This window comes from Herbaspirillum lusitanum P6-12 (assembly GCF_000256565.1).
GTDB lineage: Bacteria > Pseudomonadota > Gammaproteobacteria > Burkholderiales > Burkholderiaceae_D > Herbaspirillum > Herbaspirillum lusitanum.
On record NZ_AJHH01000391.1, the window covers coordinates 1 to 20,535 of the forward strand.

The 20,535-nt window shown below is 61.3% G+C and carries 16 protein-coding genes, 5 pseudogenes and 1 riboswitch; of the genes and pseudogenes, 17 read left to right on the forward strand and 4 right to left on the reverse strand.

Annotated elements, in window-relative coordinates; translation table 11 throughout:
- Window positions 1-38: 38 nt before the first annotated feature.
- The 7 genes and pseudogenes from HLUSI_RS34950 to ruvC form a co-directional block, all read left to right on the forward strand.
- Window positions 39-137, forward strand: a pseudogene (locus HLUSI_RS34950) (histidine phosphatase family protein); the annotation flags it as partial.
- 19 nt (window positions 138-156) lie between these two features.
- Window positions 157-456, forward strand: coding sequence for a histidine phosphatase family protein (locus HLUSI_RS34120; RefSeq protein WP_016834284.1), 300 nt, complete (start codon window positions 157-159; stop codon window positions 454-456).
- A 167-nt stretch (window positions 457-623) separates the two neighbouring features.
- The gene (gene dusB, locus HLUSI_RS0112440; RefSeq protein WP_016834285.1) at window positions 624-1,640 is read left to right on the forward strand and encodes a tRNA dihydrouridine synthase DusB; all 1,017 of its coding nucleotides are present in this window, start codon (window positions 624-626) and stop codon (window positions 1,638-1,640) included.
- 58 nt (window positions 1,641-1,698) lie between these two features.
- Complete coding sequence (locus HLUSI_RS0112445) at window positions 1,699-1,932, forward strand: Fis family transcriptional regulator (RefSeq protein WP_007883354.1); 234 nt, start codon at window positions 1,699-1,701, stop codon at window positions 1,930-1,932.
- Between the two features lie 128 nt (window positions 1,933-2,060).
- Window positions 2,061-3,632, forward strand: coding sequence for a bifunctional phosphoribosylaminoimidazolecarboxamide formyltransferase/IMP cyclohydrolase (gene purH / locus HLUSI_RS0112450; protein WP_029363449.1), 1,572 nt, complete (start codon window positions 2,061-2,063; stop codon window positions 3,630-3,632).
- A gap of 167 nt (window positions 3,633-3,799) precedes the next feature.
- Window positions 3,800-4,990 carry a branched-chain amino acid ABC transporter substrate-binding protein gene (locus HLUSI_RS0112455; RefSeq protein ID WP_016834287.1) on the forward strand — a complete coding sequence of 397 codons (1,191 nt, stop codon included), beginning with the start codon at window positions 3,800-3,802 and terminating at the stop codon, window positions 4,988-4,990.
- A gap of 51 nt (window positions 4,991-5,041) precedes the next feature.
- Complete coding sequence (ruvC, locus tag HLUSI_RS0112460) at window positions 5,042-5,584, forward strand: crossover junction endodeoxyribonuclease RuvC (protein ID WP_016834288.1); 543 nt, start codon at window positions 5,042-5,044, stop codon at window positions 5,582-5,584.
- On the opposite strand, the gene HLUSI_RS0112465 is transcribed toward ruvC, so the two are convergent.
- A complete protein-coding gene (locus tag HLUSI_RS0112465; RefSeq protein ID WP_016834289.1) occupies window positions 5,581-6,492 on the reverse strand; it encodes a DUF808 domain-containing protein in 912 nt (303 codons plus the stop codon). The genes ruvC and HLUSI_RS0112465 overlap by 4 nt on opposite strands.
- A 175-nt stretch (window positions 6,493-6,667) precedes the next feature.
- On the opposite strand from HLUSI_RS0112465, the pseudogene ruvA reads away from it, so the two are divergent.
- The 4 genes and pseudogenes from ruvA (at window position 6,668) to HLUSI_RS0112485 (ending at window position 9,971) form a co-directional block, all read left to right on the forward strand.
- A pseudogene (ruvA, locus tag HLUSI_RS28395) lies at window positions 6,668-7,236 on the forward strand (Holliday junction branch migration protein RuvA).
- A gap of 10 nt (window positions 7,237-7,246) precedes the next feature.
- Entirely contained in the window at window positions 7,247-8,302 is a 1,056-nt protein-coding gene (gene ruvB, locus HLUSI_RS0112475) for a Holliday junction branch migration DNA helicase RuvB (RefSeq protein WP_016834290.1), read from the forward strand.
- A 314-nt stretch (window positions 8,303-8,616) separates the two neighbouring features.
- The gene (locus HLUSI_RS0112480) at window positions 8,617-9,459 is read left to right on the forward strand and encodes a 2-keto-4-pentenoate hydratase (protein ID WP_029363450.1); all 843 of its coding nucleotides are present in this window, start codon (window positions 8,617-8,619) and stop codon (window positions 9,457-9,459) included.
- 56 nt (window positions 9,460-9,515) lie between these two features.
- Window positions 9,516-9,971, forward strand: coding sequence for a YaiI/YqxD family protein (locus HLUSI_RS0112485; RefSeq protein WP_016834292.1), 456 nt, complete (start codon window positions 9,516-9,518; stop codon window positions 9,969-9,971).
- A gap of 25 nt (window positions 9,972-9,996) precedes the next feature.
- Here the strand turns inward: HLUSI_RS0112485 and HLUSI_RS0112490 are convergent, their stop codons facing one another.
- From HLUSI_RS0112490 to HLUSI_RS0112500, 3 genes and pseudogenes are all read right to left on the reverse strand, one after another.
- Window positions 9,997-11,052, reverse strand: coding sequence for a branched-chain amino acid ABC transporter substrate-binding protein (locus tag HLUSI_RS0112490; protein WP_016834293.1), 1,056 nt, complete (start codon window positions 11,050-11,052; stop codon window positions 9,997-9,999).
- Between the two features lie 369 nt (window positions 11,053-11,421).
- Window positions 11,422-11,861 (reverse strand): annotated as a pseudogene (locus tag HLUSI_RS28400) (DUF2147 domain-containing protein).
- Between the two features lie 190 nt (window positions 11,862-12,051).
- Window positions 12,052-14,862, reverse strand: a complete 2,811-nt coding sequence (locus HLUSI_RS0112500; RefSeq protein ID WP_016834294.1) for a valine--tRNA ligase — start codon at window positions 14,860-14,862, stop codon at window positions 12,052-12,054.
- A 236-nt stretch (window positions 14,863-15,098) separates the two neighbouring features.
- Window positions 15,099-15,211: riboswitch (TPP riboswitch) on the forward strand.
- Between the two features lie 88 nt (window positions 15,212-15,299).
- Between HLUSI_RS0112500 and thiC the strand changes: the two are divergent.
- The 6 genes and pseudogenes from thiC to HLUSI_RS0112535 form a co-directional block, all read left to right on the forward strand.
- Window positions 15,300-17,148, forward strand: a pseudogene (gene thiC / locus HLUSI_RS28410) (phosphomethylpyrimidine synthase ThiC).
- 31 nt (window positions 17,149-17,179) lie between these two features.
- Window positions 17,180-17,380 (forward strand): sulfur carrier protein ThiS, encoded by a 201-nt coding sequence (thiS, locus tag HLUSI_RS0112515; RefSeq protein WP_029363452.1) that lies wholly within the window; start codon window positions 17,180-17,182, stop codon window positions 17,378-17,380.
- A gap of 18 nt (window positions 17,381-17,398) precedes the next feature.
- Entirely contained in the window at window positions 17,399-18,208 is an 810-nt protein-coding gene (locus HLUSI_RS0112520) for a thiazole synthase (RefSeq protein WP_016834297.1), read from the forward strand.
- Between the two features lie 8 nt (window positions 18,209-18,216).
- Window positions 18,217-19,042: pseudogene (gene thiD / locus HLUSI_RS28415) on the forward strand (bifunctional hydroxymethylpyrimidine kinase/phosphomethylpyrimidine kinase).
- Complete coding sequence (gene thiE / locus HLUSI_RS0112530; RefSeq protein WP_016834299.1) at window positions 19,039-19,671, forward strand: thiamine phosphate synthase; 633 nt, start codon at window positions 19,039-19,041, stop codon at window positions 19,669-19,671. The pseudogene thiD and the gene thiE overlap by 4 nt, the downstream one beginning before the upstream one ends.
- A gap of 119 nt (window positions 19,672-19,790) precedes the next feature.
- Window positions 19,791-20,535: LysR family transcriptional regulator (locus HLUSI_RS0112535; RefSeq protein WP_040503439.1), on the forward strand; the 745-nt coding region annotated here is incomplete at its 3' end.

A 20,535-nucleotide genomic window follows, 5' to 3' on the forward strand; every position in this document is an offset into this window, starting at 1 on the left:
ACACCGCGCAGGCGGTGGCGACGCTGCAGGGCAAGGACGTGCACATTGATGAAGCCTTGCGCGAGCGTTGCTACGGCGGCTTCGAAGGCCTGCAGCATCACGACATTGCACAGCGCTATCCGCAAGACTATGCCGCCTGGAAAGCGCGCGAACTCGATGCCCGCTATCCAGCTGGTGAACGTATCGCCGAAACCATGCGCGAGTTTTCGGGTCACGCGCCTGATCCAGCACAGCAACAGCCGGCAGCACCGCAAGATCGCCATCGTCACGCACGGCGGCGTGCTCGAATGCATTTATCGCTGGTCGCGCCGGACCGGCTTTGCGCACGCGCGCGATTTCGACATTTTCAACGCCGGCATCAATCGCATGCAATGGGACGGCGAGCGCCTGCACATCGTGCAATGGGCCGACGTGGCCCATTTGTCGGCCGATGTGCTCGACGAAGTGGATCGCTGACCCCGCCCGTATCGGCTGAAACGCGACGCTGCACGGCAATTCTTGTCGCTTCGGCAATATGTTGCCGCCGCTGCGCTGCAAGACCGATTCTTGTTGGGGCGCAGGACCAATCGCGCTAAAATAGCGCCCTTCCCCGGCAACCACACGACCGCACCGTCCAACGACCTGTGAATATCGGCCCGCATTCCCTGCGCAATAACGTTTTCGTCGCCCCGATGGCTGGTGTGACGGATCGGCCTTTTCGCCAGTTGTGCAAGCAACTGGGGGCGGGTTATGCCGTGTCGGAAATGGCGGCCTCGGATCCGCGCCTGTGGCAAAGCGAGAAGACGTCGCGCCGCACCAACCACGACGGCGAGATGGAGCCGAAAGCGGTGCAGATTGCCGGCGCCGATCCCGCCATGCTGGCCGATTGCGCGAAACATAACGTCGACCGCGGCGCGCAGATCATCGACATCAACATGGGTTGCCCGGTCAAGAAGGTATGCAACAGCTGGTGCGGTTCGGCCCTGTTGCAGAACGAAAAGCTGGTCGGCCGGATTCTCGACGCAGTGGTGAACGCCGTCGACGTGCCGGTGACGCTGAAATTCCGCACCGGCTGGAATCGGGAAAACAAGAATGCCCTGGCTATCGCCGCCATGGCGGAACAAAGCGGCATCGCCATGCTAACGCTGCACGGCCGCACGCGCGCCGACGGCTATAGCGGCGAAGCCGAGTACGAAACGATTGCGGCCGTCAAGGCGGCGGTGAAGATCCCGGTGGTCGCCAACGGCGACATCACCACGCCCGAGCGCGCAAAACACGTGTTGACGGTGACCGGCGCCGACGCCGTCATGATCGGCCGGGCGGCGCAGGGACGGCCGTGGATCTTCCGTGAAATCGACCACTTCCTGCGCACCGGCACGCATCTGCCGGCGCCGATGGTGGCCGAAGTGCAGGAACTGATGCTGGAACATCTGCAGGCGCACTACGCGTTTTACGGCGAGTATCTCGGCGTACGCACGGCGCGCAAGCACATCGGATGGTATGTCCGCGACCTGCCGGAGGGGGAACAATTCCGGCAGCGCATGAACCGCCTCGAGGATACTCAGCTGCAGTGGAACGCAGTGCGCGATTTCTTTGAATCGCAGGCGGCATATGGCGAGCGGTTACAATACGGGATTGCCGGAGAGGCGCTGGCAGCTTAGCTGCAGCGTGGATCGGCTTCATTGACTAACACACTAAAAAGAACAGAAGCATTTCGTAATGAGTAAAGAAAGTATCGAGGATGTCGTCAGGAAGAGCCTTGACAAGTATTTCAAGGACCTGGGCGAGCAGCTGCCATCAAATGTCTATGACATGGTTGTTTTGACGGTCGAGAAACCGATCTTCGAAGCAGTGATGGCGCGCGCCGACGGCAATCAGTCGCAAGCCGCAGAAATTCTCGGCATCAATCGCAATACCCTGCGCAAGAAATTGCAGCAGCACGGCTTGCTGTAATTGTTGCAACACATGCATGCGGCGGTGCGCCCGCAAGCGCGCCGCCGGTCTTGTACCTGCACCCGCACCTTTATCCGTATCACGTCGAATTCCTTCATCCACGCAGTTTTCTCCATCTTCATGCCATCATGATCAAACAAGCACTCATTTCCGTTTCCGACAAAGCCGGCGTGCTCGACTTTGCGCGCGCGCTGTCCGCCCTGGGCGTCAACATCCTGTCCACCGGCGGCACCGCCAAGCTGCTGGCCGACAATGGCGTCAAGGTGACGGAAGTCGCCGACTACACCGGTTTCCCGGAAATGCTGGATGGCCGCGTCAAGACGCTGCATCCGAAAGTGCATGGCGGCATCCTGGCGCGCCGCGATTTCCCTGAGCACGTGGCCGCACTGGACAAGCACGGCATTCCGACCATCGATATGGTGGTGGTGAACCTGTATCCGTTCCAGCAGACCATCGCCAAGGAAGAGTGCTCGCTGGAAGACGCGATCGAAAACATCGACATCGGCGGCCCGGCGATGCTGCGTTCGTCGGCCAAGAACCACAAGGACGTGGTCGTGATCTGCGACCCGACCGACTACGCCGGCGTACTGGCCGACCTGCAAGCCGGCGGCGACCTGCCGTACGAAAAGCGCTTCGCGCTGGCCAAGAAAGTATTCGCCCACACCGCGCAATACGACGGCGCCATCACCAACTATTTCACCTCGCTGGGCGAAGACAAGCAGCATGCCACGCGCAGCGCGTATCCTGAAACGCTGAACCTGCACTTCGAAAAAGTGCAAGACATGCGCTACGGTGAAAACCCGCATCAGTCGGCCGCCTTCTACCGCGACGTCAGGAAGATTGACGGCGCGCTGGCCAGCTACACCCAGTTGCAAGGCAAGGAACTGTCGTTCAACAACATCGCCGACGCCGATGCGGCGTGGGAATGCGTCAAGACCTTCGACGCTGCCGACACTACCGCCTGCGTCATCATCAAGCATGCCAATCCCTGCGGCGTGGCAGTCGGGGGCAACCCGCTGGAGGCTTACAGCAAGGCTCTGCAGACCGATCCGACTTCAGCCTTCGGCGGCATCATCGCCTTCAACCGCGAACTCGACGGCGCCGCCGCCGAAGCGGTCGCCAAGCAATTCGTCGAAGTGCTGATCGCGCCATCCTTCAGCGCCGAAGCGAAGAAGATTTTCGCCGCCAAGCAAAACGTCCGCCTGCTGGAAATCCCGCTCGGCAATGGTATGAATACGCATGACTTCAAGCGCGTCGGCGGCGGCCTGCTGGTGCAATCGCCGGACGCCAGGAACGTGCTGCTGGCCGACGTCAAGGTCGTCAGCAAGAAGCAACCGACACCGCAACAACTGCAAGACCTGATGTTCGCCTGGCGCGTCGCCAAGTTCGTCAAGTCCAACGCGATCGTGTTCTGTGGCAATGGCATGACGCTGGGCGTCGGCGCTGGCCAGATGAGCCGTATCGATTCCGCCCGCATCGCCTCGATCAAGGCGCAGAACGCCGGCCTGACGCTGGCCGGTTCGGCAGTGGCGTCGGATGCCTTCTTCCCGTTCCGCGACGGCCTGGACGTGGTGGTCGACGCCGGCGCGACCAGCGTGATCCATCCGGGCGGCTCGATGCGCGACCAGGAAGTGATCGATGCCGCGAATGAGCGCGACGTCGTGATGCTGCTGACCGGTACGCGTCACTTCCGTCACTGATCCGTAGCTGATCCCTGGCGGCTTCTTCCCTGACGCTGCAACATTGCATCCAAGCCCGGCATACGTGCCGGGCTTGTTGTTTTTTGCGTAGGCGCGGCCTCAAATTGTCATCAAGACAATTCTTCGATAGATAATGAGCCAACACTTTCTCTCGTTGGAGGTTGTCGATGAACCGTCCGTTTCTGTCGTTTCACAGCACGCATCCACGCAGTTCCGAATGGCGCCTCGGGGTGTTTCTGCTGCTGTTCGGGTTCGGGCTCAGCGTCTTTCCTGTCCAGGCTTTGGCGCAGGAGAGCAAGGTCTTCATCGGTTTTCTGGCGCCCCTCAGCGGATCCAATCAGGCGCGCGGCGTCAGCATGACCAACGGCGCGCAACTGGCGATCGATGAACTGAACAAGAAAGCCATCAGGGTCAACAACCTCAAGCTTGTCTTCGAACTGGTTCCGCAAGACGATCGTTTCGACGCCAACGCCGGCAAGCTGGCGACGGACTATCTGCTGAAGAGAAACCTCGCGGCGCTGGTCTGCCACAGTTCGACGGTGTGCATCGCCACCGCCGAACAGGTCCAGGCCGCGGGCATTCCGTACATCTCGGTCGGCGCGACCAACCACAAATTCACCCAGCTCGGCTACGACAACACGTTTCGCATGTTCGGCCACAGCGAACAGGGCGGCATTCTTTTCGGGCAGTATGTATATGGCGACCTCAAGGTCGATCGCATGGCGGTGATCGACGACAAGACGCCGTCGGGCATGACCATGGCGGACCAGTTCAGCGAGGGCTTCACGAAGGCCGGCGGTCTGTTGCTGGGGCGCTATTCGGTGAGCGACAAGACTTCAGATTTCAACCAGGCGCTGGCCGATATCAAGGAGAGCAGGGCAGACGCGATATTCTGGGGCGGCACGCATTTGCAGGCCGCGAAGATGATCGTGAGCGCCAGGCGGCTGGGCGTGAAGACGCGCTTCCTGAATGCGATGAACGGAATGAACAACCAGAACTTCCTCGCTCAGGTGAATGGCGCCGGCAATATCTTTACGCTCGAATCCGACCAGCAACGCGATAAACTGCCGGGATGGAAGAATTTTGAAAAGAACTACGTCGCGCGATTTTCTTCATCGTATATCGACGTTAGCAGTTTGCGCGCCTATGATGCGGTGCAGATGGCGGGCGAAGCGATCCGGTTGAGCAATTCCGTCGATCCCCGCAAACTGATCGACACGCTGCATGCGGAAAAATTCAAGGGGCTGAGCGGCGTCATTTCCTTCGACCGGGACGGCAATCTGAATGATCCGGTGTTCACCGTATATGAAGCCCAGGGCGGCGGCTGGAAAATAGTGAAGGTGGTCAAGGGACATTGATTGTCAAGTCACCCTGGCCTCCGTCTGAAGCGATTAACTCTTATTTTTTGCATGAAAATTATCGGCATTGACCCCGGCTTGCGCACCACCGGCTTTGGCGTGATCCACAAGCAGGGCAGCAAGCTCACCTACATCGCTTCCGGCACCATCAAGACGCCGGACGGCGACTTGCCGCAGCGCCTCAAGGTCATCCTGGCCAGCGTCGGCGAAGTCATCCAGACGTATGCGCCCGATTGTGCGGCGATCGAAAAAGTCTTCGTCAACGTCAATCCGCAATCCACCTTGCTGCTCGGCCAAGCCCGCGGCGCGGCGATCTGCGCGCTGGTGCAGGCCGATCTGCAGGTCGCGGAATACACCGCACTGCAGGTCAAGCAAGCCGTCGCCGGTCACGGCAAGGCGCAGAAGCAGCAGGTCCAGGATATGGTGCAGCGCTTGCTGGCGCTGCCGGGTTTGCCCGGCACCGATGCGGCCGACGCGCTCGGAGTGGCGATCTGCCATGCACACAGCGGCGACATCCTCAGCGCGCTGGGCGGACTGGCGCCGGGGCTGGCGAAGAAAGGCTTGCGCATGCGCGGCGGTCGTCTGGTCGGCTAGTCCTTTTTAAAGACTTTCAGCACGCGCTGCATCAGCGTCACCAGCAGCAACACCGCACCGCCGGCGACCACGCCGAACACTGCATCCAGCGCCGACGGCGCCAATACCGATAACAAGCCGCCGATGGCCGGCACCGCCGCCAGCGGTGCGCTGACGTCGGCGATCCAGTGATGCACCGGCGCAAAGCCGTGCGTCAGAATCCCGCCGCCGACCATGAACATCGCCACCGTGCCGATCACGGTCAGGCTCTTCATCATGTAAGGCGCCGCCACCAGGATGGCGCGGCCGATGCGCCGGCCGATGGCGCCGCCGGTACGCAGCAGGTAGAGGCCGCCGTCGTCTAGCTTGACGATGCCGGCGACCACGCCGTAGACGCCGACCGTCATGATCAGCGCGATGCCGATCAGCACAGTGATCTGCTGCTGCAGCGGCGCGTCGGCGACCGTGCCCAAGGTAATGGCGATGATTTCCGCCGACAGGATGAAATCGGTGCGGATGGCGCCCTTGATCTTGTCCTGTTCGCTTTCCATGGCCTCAGGCGCTGCAGCTTCGCCATGGTGCTCGTCTTCATGCGGCAGGTATTTGTGCGCCAGCTTCTCGAAGCCTTCAAAGCACAGGAAGGCGCCGCCCAGCATCAGCAGCGGCGTCACCGCCCACGGCGCGAAGGCGCTGATCGCGAGTGCAGCCGGCACCAGGATCGCCTTGTTCTTCAGCGAGCCGACCGCCACCGCCCACACCACCGGCAACTCACGGTCGGCGTTGACGCCGGACACCTGCTGCGCATTGAGCGCCAGATCGTCGCCGAGCACGCCGGCGGTTTTCTTGGCGGCGACCTTGGTCATGGCGGAAACGTCGTCGAGGATGCCGGCGATGTCGTCGATCAATGCGAAAAAGCTGCTGCCTGCCATGGGATCCTTGCGTGGTGATTGGTGCGTGAGGCCAGACGATATCCCGGCAGGGCGCTTCAAGGCAAGCAGGGCGGACCGCTCGGGATGATTCCGCACGGATAGAGATACTGTTTATCCGAACAGTACTGTATCATTCGATAATCCATTTTTCGACTCACTTTCGATACCTGCCATCATGATCGGTCGCCTCTCCGGAATCCTGCTCGAAAAAAATCCCCCGCAATTGCTGGTCGACTGCAACGGCGTCGGCTACGAAGTCGGCGTGCCGATGAGCACTTTCTACAATCTGCCGGGCCTCGGTGAAAAAGTGGTGCTGCTGACGCACCTGGCGATCCGTGAAGATGCGCACGTGCTGTTCGGCTTCGGCAGCGCCGAAGAGCGCAACACCTTCAAGGAGCTGATCAAGATATCCGGCGTCGGCGCGCGCACCGCCCTGTCGATCCTGTCCGGCATGTCGGTCAGCGATCTGGCGCAGGCCGTGACGCTGCAGGAAGCCGGCCGTCTCACCAAGGTCCCTGGAATCGGCAAGAAGACCGCCGAACGCCTCTTGCTCGAACTCAAGGGCAAGCTCTCGGCGTGGTCGGCGGCGCGGTACGTCACGATGCGACTTCGGATATCCTCAACGCCTTGCTGGCGCTCGGCTATTCCGACAAGGAAGCGACCCTCGCGCTGAAGCAGGTGCCGGCCGACGCCAGCGTCTCCGACGGCATCAAGCATGCACTGAAAGCCCTGTCCAAAGCCTGAACGGTAAATCATGAGCATCCAGACCGACGACTTTTCCGAACAACGCATCATCGCCGCCACGCCGGCCTCGGCCAACGAGGAAGCGATCGAACGCGCGCTGCGGCCCAAGCAGCTCGACGAATATGTCGGCCAGGAAAAAGTGCGCGGCCAGCTCGAGATCTTCATCTCGGCGGCGCGCCAGCGCGGCGAAGCGCTCGATCACACGCTGCTGTTCGGCCCGCCGGGTCTCGGCAAGACCACCATGGCGCACATCATCGCGCGTGAAATGGGCGTCAACCTGCGCCAGACTTCGGGCCCGGTGCTGGAGCGCGCGGGCGACCTCGCGGCGCTGCTGACCAATCTCGAAGCCAACGACGTGCTGTTCATCGACGAGATCCATCGGCTGTCGCCGGTGGTGGAAGAAATCCTCTACCCCGCGCTCGAGGATTACCAGATCGACATCATGATCGGCGAAGGCCCGGCGGCGCGTTCGGTGCGCCTCGACCTGCAGCCGTTCACGCTGGTCGGCGCCACGACGCGCGCCGGCATGCTGACCAATCCGCTGCGCGACCGTTTCGGCATCGTCGCGCGCCTGGAGTTTTACACCCCGCCGGAACTGGCGCGCATCGTTACGCGCAGCGCCGGCTTGCTCAACGCGCCCATCGTCGAAGAAGGCGCGCTGGAAATCGCCAAGCGCAGCCGCGGCACCCCCCGCATCGCCAATCGCCTGCTACGCCGCGTGCGCGACTATGCGGAGGTGAAGGGCAACGGCAGAATCACGCAAGCGATGGCCGATGCTGCGCTGGTCATGCTCGACGTCGATCCGGTCGGCTTCGACGTGATGGACCGCAAGCTGCTCGAAGCGGTGCTGTTCAAATTCAACGGCGGACCGGTCGGGCTCGACAACCTCGCCGCAGCGATCGGCGAAGAACGCGACACCATTGAAGACGTGCTTGAGCCTTATCTGATCCAGCAAGGCTATCTGCAGCGCACGCCGCGCGGTCGGGTGGCGACGCCGCTGGCGTATACCCACTTCGGCGTCACTGCGCCGCGTACCGGTCCCAACGGCGATCTCTGGGCCGGTTGATATCGTGTGAAAAATTGTACTGGCGGCGTCACCGGTACACTCCCTTGGCGGCTTACTGTGTCTCACGTATTCCGCGCATGTCATTCGCAACAGTTGTTGAACTGCATCAACTGTTGCCCAAACTGACATTGGCCTGGCCATTTGACCGGGATGTTTGTCTCGCCGAAAAAAGTGGCTCGTCACCTCGTCAATTCATTAGAAATTTGCCAAGAAATTCATGCGAACTTCTCGTGATTTCTTTATTTTCACTTGTGCAAAAATTAATCGTCATCGACAATAGATAGCTAATCACTATCTTTGTGGGCGAGCCTCTCATGCTTATGTCGAGCCAAGCCAGCAGGTACGCGCATCAACTCCTCGATGCCCGTGCAAATGCACGCCTGCTGCCGCTCCTGTCCTCTTCTGAACCTCTCTCCGTTGACGATGCCTACGAGATCGCGCGCCGCATCATCGATATTCGTGTAGCGCAAGGCGAGCATCCGATCGGTCGCAAGATCGGCTTCACCGTGCACAAGACGTGGGACAAATACGGCGTCACCGACGACGCACGCATTCCAATCTGGGCGCATATTTACGATTCAACGGTGCGCTACGCCCATGACAACCACGGCAAGCAATGCCTGCGAGGGGCGTTGCAACCGCGCATCGAACCGGAAATCGTCTTCAAGCTCGGCCAGGCGCCGTCGCCGGACGCGACCATCGATGAACTGGCGGAATGCATAGAATGGATGGCGCACGGTTTCGAAATCGTTACCTGTCCGTTCGCCAACTGGGAATTCACGGTGGCGGATTCGATCGCCGCTTTCGGCCTGCACGGCACGCTGATCATTGGCGAGCCGCATGTGCTGTCGTCGGCCACTCGCCACAACCTGCCGCAAATTCTGGCCAGCGCCAGCGTCTCGCTGTCGAGCAGCACCGACAGCACCGGACGGTTGCGCGCCGCCGGCTTCTTCAACGACGAAGCCGACAGCCCCTTGCATGCGCTGTGGCATTTGCATCAATTGCTCAAGACCCAGCCGAAATTCACCCCCTTGCAGGCCGGCGAAATCATCACCACCGGCACCTGGACCGATGCCTATCCGGTGGAAGCCGGGCAGACCTGGATCACGGCATTTTCCGGCGTCGCCTTGCCGGGACTGACGGTGTCGTTTGTCTGATTTCCTTTTGGGCTGCAAACGACTCCGGCAGGTTCATATTCGTTCGCAGGTGAACCATGCACATCTGGGTTGACGCCGACGCCTGTCCGGGCGTCATCAAGGACATGCTGTTCCGCGTCGCCGATCGTACGCAGATCATGGTGACGCTGGTGGCCAACCGGTACTTGCGCACGCCTCCCTCACGCTTCATCAAATCCATCTTGGTCCCGGCCGGCTTCGACGTCGCCGACAAGGAAATCGTCAAGCTCGCACAAGCCGGCGACTTGGTGATCACGGCCGACATCCCGCTCGCCGCCGAAGTCGTCGCCAACGGCGTCGCCGTGCTCAATCCGCGCGGCGAGATGTACACCGTGGACAATATCCAGCAGCATCTGACGATGCGCAATTTCATGGAAGAGCTACGCGGCAGCGGCGTTGAAACCGGCGGGCCGGCAGCGTTCAGCCAGGCCGACGGGCGCGCGTTCGCGCGTCAGCTCGATCGCTTCGTCGCGCAGCACAAGCCGTCGCCGTAGCCGTAGCCGCGGCGCGCCGGCCCACTCACTTGCCGGTAAATACCCGTACCGGCGTCCATCCCTTGCGTTCATAGCTGTAGAGCGTGTAGCCGGGCTTGAGCAGCGCGCCATTGGCGTCGAAGGCGATATTGGCGCTGATGCCGCTATATCGGATCTCGTGCAGTGCATTGACGATTTTGGCGCGCTCCAGCGAATTGGCCTTCTTCGCCGCGGCGGCCAGCAACTGCACGCTGTCGTAGAAGTACACCGCGAAGGGGAGCATCTCGCTGCCGTAGCGCTCGGCGTATTTCTTTTGCAGGGCGGACATGCCGGGACGTTTGTCCAGTGGCGTGCTGGGCACGATGGCAAGAACCGCGCTGTCCACGTCGCCGGCATTTTTCAGAAAAGCCGGGGAGACCACGAGCCCCGTCAGCAGCAGCTTGGCCTGCAAGTGGAAGCGCTGCAGGTTGCGCGCCAGCACATCGCTTTGTATCATGCGGCCGCTGAAGAAAATCAACTCCGCCTGGCTCTCCCTGGCCTTTAGCAACGGCTGGTTGAAATCCGACGTGTTGCCGCTGATCGACATGCGCTGGATGATTTCGCCGTCGGCGGCCTTCACGTGATCGGAAAAATAATCCGCCATGCTGATGCCGAGGAAACCCCCGTCGTCGAGCACCAGCACGCGTTTCAGTTTCTGTTCGCCGACCAGATAATCGGCCGCGAGCGCCAGTCCCAGGTCATCGCTGCCGATGATCTGGAAGATCGTCCGGTAGGATTTCTGCGTCAAGCTGCGGCTCCACGCAAACGGTGAAATCTGCGCCAGTCCGGCCCCGTGGTAAATGGGGGCGGCCGCTCCCGTGGTTGCGCTGGTCCAATGGCCGACCACGCCGATGGCCTTGCTGTTGGCCAACGTACGCGCGACGAACTCGCTGATGCGCGGATCGGCCTTGTCGTCCTGCTCCAGCAGCTCGAACACCACGGCACGGCCGTTGATGCTGGGGTTGCCCTTGTTGATTTCTTCGATGGCGAGCTGTGCGGCATTGCGCCCCTGGCGTGCGGAGAATTCCGCCAGCGGCGCCGCGAACCCGATCGTGACGACCATCGGTGGCGTATCGGCGGCGCGCCCGCATGGAGACACGGACGAGAGCAGCAAAAGGGCAATTACGAAACGGCAGGAATTCGACATACATCCCCCGGAGAGATCAGAAATCGCGAACGGTGCCGGCGCGCCTGTTTTGTTATCGTCAGGCTAACAATTCCACGCTCAATGGGCAACACGAAAGAATGCGCATGTTGCGTAAGTTGTCTATTTCTAAAGAAAAACATGAGGCCGGGGGGATATCTGCCGGAGAAACGCGCAGCAGAGACAGGAGGAGGGGGCGGAAGAAGGTAAGGCAGGGCAGCGGCGCCGAAGCGCGCCGGGTCGCTGCATCGCATGCTGTTCGCCTGCGATGCAGCGCGGTAAGCATGTTTACTCTTCGCGTACCCAGGTTTGCGTGCGGCCCCGATGTAGCCGCGCACGTTGAGCTTCTTGCCGTCCTCCACGACGGTCAGCTTGCTCTTGTACAGCTTGCCGTTAGCCGGGTCGAGGATCTGGCCGCCGTTGTATTCGTCGCCGTCTTTCTTCAGGCCGGACAGGATGGTCATGCCGATGATGGGTTGGTCCTTGAGCGCGCCTTCGCACTTTTCGCACTTGGGATTCTGCTCTTCTTCGGCGGGGCGGAACAGCTTCTCGATCTTGCCCTTGAGTTCGCCGTCGCTCTCGGTGATGCGGATCAATGCCTTGGGTTTGCCGGTGGCGTCGTCGATGTTTTTCCACAAGCCCACGGGCGAGCCGTCGGCCCAGGCCGTTGCGCTGGCCAATGCGCTCAGGGCCAGCAGGGTGGTGCTCAGGATGATGCGAGTTTTCATGATGTCTCCGTCCATTGGTGAAACTGGTGGTGTCGATAAAAGCACGATTGTTCTAATTTTATCCGGCTAGTGTAGACAAGCCGGCGGCGTCCGGCAAGGATTAAAAAGATGGCGACAGGGCAATAAAAAAGCCGCCGCCCTTTGCAGGACGGCGGCTGGTCGGAAGTTGGCAGGAGCGGCTTATTTCAACTTATTTCAACCTCGCCAATTGCTCTTCCAGTTTTGCCAGCGTGGTGCTGAAGTTGGCGAGGCGCTCTTTCTCTTGCGCCACGACGGCTTCCGGCGCGCGTGTGACGAAGCTTTCGTTGGACAGCTTGGCGTTGGCCTTGACGATCTCGCCGCTGATGCGGGTGATCTCCTTGGCCATGCGTTCGCGTTCGGCGGCGATGTCGATTTCCACCTTCAGCATCAGCTTCAGGTCGCCGACGATGGCGACCGGCGCAGGCGATTCAGGCAGCTGCGTGACGACTTGCGTTTCGCTCAGCTTCACCAGCGATTGCAGGTAAGGCAGGAAGGAGTTCACGGCTTCCGCGTTTGCTGCCTCGACGATCAGCGGCACGCGCAGCGCCGGCGACAACTGCATCTCGCCGCGCAGGTTGCGGCATGCATCGGTCAGCGTCTTCAGTTGCGTCATCCAGGCTTCGGCATCGAGGTCGATCTTTTCCAGATCGGCTTGCGGATATGGTTGGCGCATGATCGAGTCGCCGGCCGGGTCGAGCTTCTTGTCGGTCAGCGGCGCCACGCTTTGCCACAGCGCTTCGGTGATGAAAGGCAGCACCGGATGCGCCAGGCGCAGCACGCCTTCCAGCACGCGCAGCAGGGTGCGGCGCGTCGCGCGTTGCTGCGCTTCGTTGCCGTTCTGGATTTGCGACTTGGCCATTTCCAGGTACCAGTCGCAGTACTCGTCCCACACGAACTTGTAGATGGCGGAAGCGATGTTGTCGAAACGATAGTCGGCGAAACCCTTTTCGACTTCCGCCTCGGTGCGCTGCATCAGCGACACGATCCAGCGGTCGGCTTGCGAGAACTGCAGTTGTTCCTTGTTGCATTCTCCCTTGACGTGTCCGTCGAAACCGCAGTCTTGGCCTTCGGTGTTCATCAGCACGAAGCGGGTGGCGTTCCACAGTTTGTTGCAGAAGTTGCGATAGCCTTCGCAGCGGCCAAGGTCGAAGTTGATGTTGCGGCCCAGCGTGGCCAGCGAAGCAAAGGTGAAGCGCAGCGCATCGGTGCCGAAGGCCGGGATGCCGTCGGCGAATTCCTTGCGCGTGGCTTTCTCGATGCTGGCGGCCTGCTTCGGATTCATCAGGCCGACGGTGCGCTTGGCCACCAGTTCATCCACGCCGATGCCGTCGATCAGGTCGATCGGGTCCAGCGTGTTGCCCTTGGATTTGGACATCTTCTGGCCGCTGGCGTCGCGCACCAGGCCATGCACGTAGACCGTATTGAACGGCACCTGGCCGGTGAAGTGCGTGGTCATCATGACCATGCGCGCCACCCAGAAGAAGATGATGTCGAAGCCGGTGACCAGCACCGACGACGGCAGGAACAGCTTGTAGTCCGGCGTTTCTTCCGGCCAGCCCAGCGTCGAGAACGGCACCAGCGCCGACGAGAACCAGGTGTCCAGCACGTCGTTGTCGCGCGTCACGGTCTTGCCGCCGGCTTGCGCCCGGGCTTCCGCTTCGGTACGGGCAACGTAGATTTTGCCGTCTTCGTCGTACCATGCCGGGATCTGATGGCCCCACCACAGTTGGCGCGAGATACACCAGTCCTGGATGTTGTTGAGCCACTGGTTGTAGGTATTGTTCCAGTTTTCCGGAATCAGCTTGATCTCGCCGTTGGCGACTTTTTCCAGCGCCACTTCGGCAATCGACTTGCCGGGGAAGTAAGTGCCTTCCGGCGCCGGCTTGCTCATCGCGACGAACCATTGGTCGGTCAGCATCGGTTCGATCACGACGCCGGTGCGGTCGCCGCGCGGCACCATCAGCTTGTGCGGTTTGACCAGTTCCAGCAGGCCAAGCGCGTCGAGGTCGGCAACCATCTGCTTGCGCGCTTCGAAGCGATCCAGGCCCTGGTATTTGGCCGGACCGTTTTCATTGATCCTGGCGTCCAGCGTCAGGATGCTGATCTTGTCCAGGTTGTGACGCGCGCCGACCTGATAATCGTTGAAGTCGTGCGCAGGCGTGATCTTCACGCAACCGGTGCCGAATTCCTTGTCGACGTATTCATCCTTGATGATCGGGATTTCGCGATCGGTCAGCGGCAGCTTGAGCATCTTGCCGACCAGGTGCGCGTAGCGCTCGTCGGTCGGATCGACCGCCACGGCGACGTCTCCCAACATGGTTTCCGGACGCGTTGTCGCCACCGTGATGTGACCGCTGCCGTCCACCAATGGGTACTTGATGTGCCACATCGAGCCGTCTTCTTCTTCCGACACCACTTCGAGGTCGGACACGGCCGTGCCCAGCACCGGGTCCCAGTTCACCAGGCGCTTGCCGCGATAGATCAGGCCTTGCTCGAACAGGCGCACGAAGACTTCCGTGACGGCGTTCGACATCTTCGGATCCATCGTGAAGTATTCGCGGTCCCAGTCGGTCGATGCGCCCATGCGGCGCATCTGGCCGGTGATGGTGGAGCCGGATTTCTCTTTCCACTCCCACACCTTCTCGACGAACTTCTCGCGGCCGAGGTCATGGCGCGAAATCTTTTGCGCGTCGAGCTGGCGCTCCACGACGATCTGCGTGGCGATGCCGGCGTGATCGGTACCCGGGATCCAGGCGGTGTTGAAGCCGCGCATGCGATGGTAGCGGGTCAGGCCGTCCATGATGGTCTGGTTGAAGGCGTGGCCCATGTGCAGCGTGCCGGTCACATTCGGCGGCGGCAGCTGGATGCTGAACGACGGCTTTTCAGGCGCGGTGGTGGCGGCGAAATAGCCGCGCTTTTCCCACTCCTCGCGCCAGAATTTTTCGATATCGGCAGGCTCGAACGACTTGGCTAATTCCATGATTTGACGTGTGTTTTTGCGAAACCGCCCATTATAAAGGAGTCGCCGCCCAAACAGGCTTCCAGCCGGAAATTGTGGTTTTGAAAACAAGGGGGGAATTGTTGTCCGGAAATATCTCGCCGCAGCGGGCACATGTCCTTGCGTGCATGACAAGTAGTGGAAATTAGTGATGCCGCTCAAAATTTATTGGAGTAGAATCCGGCCCACGACGTTTGAAACTGAACGAAGTAAGAGAAACAAAATGCTAGGGGTCCTGAATGCCAACGAACGCAAGTTCGGCAAACGGGTGAGAAATACCCTTGAACCTGATCTGGGTAATGCCAGCGAAGGGAAGCTGCCGGACCGGCGTGTGGATCATATTCATCACCTCCATCGCCCTCTCTCCGTATCCTCCTTTGCTGGCTCCAAGCCAAGTAATTTCAAGCAAAGGAGCCAAAATGAACGCCAATCCGAAATTCCTCTCCGCTACCGCCACGGTAGACGAAGCAGCCGTCCAGCCTTTACCGAATTCTCGCAAGATCTACGTCACCGGTTCGCGCCCTGATATCCGCGTGCCGATGCGCGAGATCAGCCAGTCCGACACGCCGGCCATGTTCGGCTCGGAAAAGAATCCGCCCATTTATGTCTACGATACCTCCGGTCCGTACACCGATCCGGACGTCAGGATCGACATCCGCAATGGTCTGGAGACGCCGCGCCTGCCGTGGATCCTGGAGCGCAACGACACCGAGGAACTCGACGGTCCGACTTCCGAATACGGCCGGCAGCGCCTCAACGATCCGGCGCTGGCCGAGCTGCGTTTCAACCTGCATCGCAAGCCGCGCCGCGCCAAAGCCGGCGGCAATCTCAGTGGCAATGTTACGCAGATGCACTACGCGCGCAAAGGCATCATCACGCCGGAGATGGAATACATCGCCATCCGCGAAAACCTGCGCCGCCAGGAATACCTGGAGCAGCTGAAAGCCTCCGGCCCGATGGGCAACAAGCTGGCCGACCTGATGGGCCGCCAGCATCCGGGCCAATCCTTCGGCGCTTCGATCCCCGCCATGATCACGCCGGAATTCGTGCGCGACGAAGTCGCCCGCGGCCGCGCCATCATCCCCGCCAACATCAATCACCCGGAAGTCGAACCGATGATCATCGGCCGCAACTTCCTGGTGAAGATCAACGCCAACATCGGCAACTCCGCCGTGACTTCGTCCATCGGCGAAGAAGTCGAGAAGATGACCTGGGCCATCCGCTGGGGCGGCGACAACGTCATGGACCTGTCGACCGGCAAGAACATCCACGAACGGCAAGGCCGAAGACCTGACCTGGGAAATCTTCCGCGACACGCTGATCGAGCAGGCCGAGCAGGGCGTCGACTACTTCACCATCCACGCCGGCGTGCGCCTGCAATACGTGCCGCTGACCGCCAAGCGCATGACGGGCATCGTCTCGCGCGGCGGCTCCATCATGGCCAAGTGGTGCCTGGCGCATCACAAGGAATCCTTCTTGTATGACCATTTTGAAGACATCTGCGACATCATGAAGGCCTACGACGTCAGCTTCAGCCTCGGCGACGGCTTGCGTCCGGGCTCGATTTACGACGCCAATGACGAAGCGCAACTGGGCGAACTGAAGACGCTGGGCGAGCTGACCAAGATCGCGTGGAAGCACGACGTGCAGGTCATGATCGAAGGCCCCGGCCACGTGCCGATGCACCTGATCAAGGAAAACATGGACCTGCAGCTGGAGCAGTGCCACGAAGCGCCGTTCTACACGCTGGGGCCGTTGACGACGGACATCGCACCGGGCTACGACCACATCACTTCCGGCATCGGCGCCGCGCAGATCGGCTGGTACGGCACCGCGATGCTGTGCTACGTCACGCCGAAGGAGCATCTCGGTTTGCCGAACAAGGTCGACGTCAAGGACGGCATCATCACCTACAAGATCGCCGCGCATGCGGCCGATCTGGCCAAGGGCCATCCGGGCGCGCAGATCCGCGACAACGCGCTGTCGAAGGCGCGCTTCGAGTTCCGCTGGGAAGACCAGTTCAACATCGGTCTCGATCCCGACAAGGCGCGCGAATTCCATGACGAAACCTTGCCCAAGGATTCGGCCAAGGTGGCGCACTTCTGCTCGATGTGCGGACCGCATTTCTGCTCGATGAAGATCACGCAGGAAGTGCGCGACTACGCCGCCAAGGAAGGCATCTCGGAAATCGCGGCGCTGAAGCAGGGCATGGAAGTCAAATCGGTGGAGTTCGTGAAGATGGGCGCCGAGATTTATTCCAAAACCTGATTGTGAATTGTTGACTGTTGCGGTGGATGCGATGCAGATTGAATTGAATGGGAAGCCGCACGCCCTCGCCGACGGCGCCGACCTGGCGCAGCTGATTGCTGCGCTGGAGCTGAGCGGCAAGGCCGTGGCGGTCGCCGTGAACCGGCAAGTGGTGCCGTCGCAGCTGTGGGCCGGACGCGTGCTGGCCGACGCCGATCGTGTCGACGTGGTGCGCGCCATCGGCGGCGGCTGAAACCTGAAAGGAATTGACATGAATATGAACGACGCTCCCGCGCTGACTGCAGACGCGGGTCTGACGATTGCAGGAAAAACCTACAACTCGCGCCTGCTGGTCGGCAGCGGCAAGTACAAGGATCTCGATGAAACCCGCCTGGCCACCGAGGCCAGCGGCGCCGACATCATCACCGTGGCGATTCGCCGCGTGAACATCGGGCAGGATCCGAACGCGCCGAGCCTGCTCGACGTGGTGCCGCCTTCGCGCTACACCATCCTGCCGAATACGGCCGGTTGCTACAACGCCGAGGATGCGGTCTACACGCTGCAACTGGCGCGTGAACTGCTGAACGGCCACAAGCTGGTCAAGCTGGAAGTGCTGGGCGACGAGAAGACGCTGTTCCCGAACATGCCGGAAACGCTCAAGGCCGCAGACACGCTGGTCAAGGACGGCTTCGACGTGATGGTGTATTGCAGCGACGATCCCATCCAGGCGCGCATGCTGGAAGACATCGGCGTGGTGGCGGTGATGCCGCTGGCGTCGCTGATCGGCTCCGGCATGGGCATCCTGAATCCGTGGAACCTGTCGCTGATCATCGAGCAGTCCAGGATTCCGGTGCTGGTCGATGCCGGCGTCGGTACGGCTTCCGATGCGGCGATTGCGATGGAACTCGGTTGCGACGGCGTGCTGATGAATACCGCGATTGCCGGTGCGCGCGATCCGGTGCGCATGGCGCGGGCGATGAAGCTGGCGGTGGAAGCCGGTCGTGAAGCCTTCCTCGCCGGCCGCGTGCCGAAACGCTTTGCCGCCTCGCCATCGTCGCCGATGGCGGGCCGCGTCGTCTGAGCCAGGCCATGTCTTCGTATCGTTCGTCGCCGCCGTGCGTGCTGGTGTTTTCCGGTTCCGATCCCAGCGGCGGCGCCCGGCGCCGGCATGCAGGCGGATATTCCGGCCATCAGTGCGCTCGGTTGCCATCCGCTGTCGGTGCCGACGGCGCTGACGGTGCAAGACAACGTCAGTGTGTTCGCCGTGCATCCGATTGATGCGGAATTGATTCGCCATCAGGCGCAGGTGCTGATCGACCGCTTCGACATTCGCGCGGTCAAGCTGGGCATCGCCGGCAATCGGCGCAACGCCGAGACGATCGTCGAATTGATCTTGCAGTTGCGATCCCGCCGGCCGGATTTGCCCGTGGTGGTCGATCCGGTGCTGGCCAGCGGCCATGGCAATCGCCTGTCCACGGATGACCCCGCGCAGGCGATTGCGCCTCTGTATGCCGTCGCCACCGTCATCACGCCCAATCTCAACGAAGCCAACCGGCTATGCGGCAGCGAGCATGCGCCGGAGCAGCAGGCCGCGATCCTGATGCAGCGCGGTTGCGAGAACGTGTTGCTCAAGGGCGGCCACGGTCCGCAGCATCAGGACGTGGTCAATCGCTGGTTCGGCCCTGAAGGTGCTTTTGCATCGTGGAGCTGGCCGCGGCTGCCGGATGAATTCCACGGCAGCGGGTGCACCTTGGCAGCCGCCTTGTCGGCGCAACTGGCGCAAGGCCTGGGCATGCGCGACGCCATCGAAGCGGCGCAGCAGTACTGCCAGCACGCGCTGGCAACTTCCTATGCGATCGCGGCCGGGCAGCGCATTCCCAATCGTGTCCCCCAATTTGCCGGAGAAAAGAAATGAGCGAAGCCAAACAGTGGTCCCTGCGCGGCCTGTATATCGTGACCCCGGACTGGGACGATACCGACAAGCTGGTCAGCGCCACCGAGCAGGCCATCAAAGGCGGCGCGACGCTGGTGCAATACCGTCACAAGACCGCTGATGCGGCACAACGCAAGGAGCAGGCCGGCGCGCTGCTGCAAGTCTGTCGCCGCCACGACACGCCTTTCATCATCAACGACTACGTTGATCTGTGCATCGAACTCGATGCGGAAGGCATTCACGTCGGCGGCACCGATGCCTCGGTGGCGGAAGTGCGCGCGCAAGTCGGCAAGGACAAGATCGTCGGCGCCTCGTGCTACGGCAGCTTGCAACTGGCGCGGGACGCCCATGCAGCCGGTGCGACCTATGTGGCCTTCGGCGGCTTCTATCCATCGCGGGTGAAGAAATATGATTTCAAGACCGCGCCGGAAATCGTCGCCGGATCGAAGAAGGAAATCCCGCTGCCGGTCGTCGTCATCGGCGGCATGACGCAAGCGAATTGCCTGCCGCTGATTGCCCAGGGCGCCGACATGGTGGCGGCGATCAGCAGCGTCTACATGACTGACGATCCCGAAGCGTCGGCGCGCGCTTTCAGTCAGCTGATTCGTTAGCAGCGCGGGCGCCTTGCCGGCCTGGAATGAAAAACGATGGCAGGGCCGACACGGAGAAAAGTGGTTAAATACCCATCTCCGCCGCATCTTCATCCCTTCGCCAGCCCAAAACCAAGCCCATGTCTTCTCTTCCCGATTTCTCCTCCGACCGCGTCCACTTCGACTTGACCACCTTGCGACTGTTCGAGGCGACGGCGGAACTGGGCGCCGTCACCAAGGCCGCCGAGCGTATTCATCTGGCGCCCGCGGCCGCCTCGCGCCGCATCCAGGAGTTTGAAGCCCAATTCGGCATTGCCCTGTTCGATCGCCTGCCGCACGGCATGGCGCTGACGGATGCGGGGCGCACTTTGCTGGCGCACGTGCGCAGCATGATTCATTCGGTGGTGCGCATGCAGGACGATGCCAATGCTTTCCGCCAGGGCAACATGGGCGTGGTGCGCGTCGCGGCATGTACCTCGGTGGTGCTGCAATTTCTCGCCAAGGATATCCGGCATTGCAACGCGCTCTATCCCGGCATCAAGATCGATCTGATCGAACTCAACAGCCAGGGTGTGCTGGAAACCGTCACGCGCGGCGTCGCCGATATCGGCATCTATGAAAGCACGCTCGGCGGTTCCGTCTTGCCGACCACGCCCTACCGCGAAGACCGGCTGGTGCTGGTGACGCCGCGCACGCATCCGCTGGCGCGTTACGACAGCGTCACGCTGGACGACATCCTCCCGCACAACGTTATCGGCCTGTCCGAAGGCGCCGCGATTTCGCTGATGCTGGGACGGCTGGCGAACGAAACCAATCGCATGCTGAACATGCGCATCATGGTGCGCAGCTTTCACAGCATGGCGGCGATGATCGGCGAGGAAATCG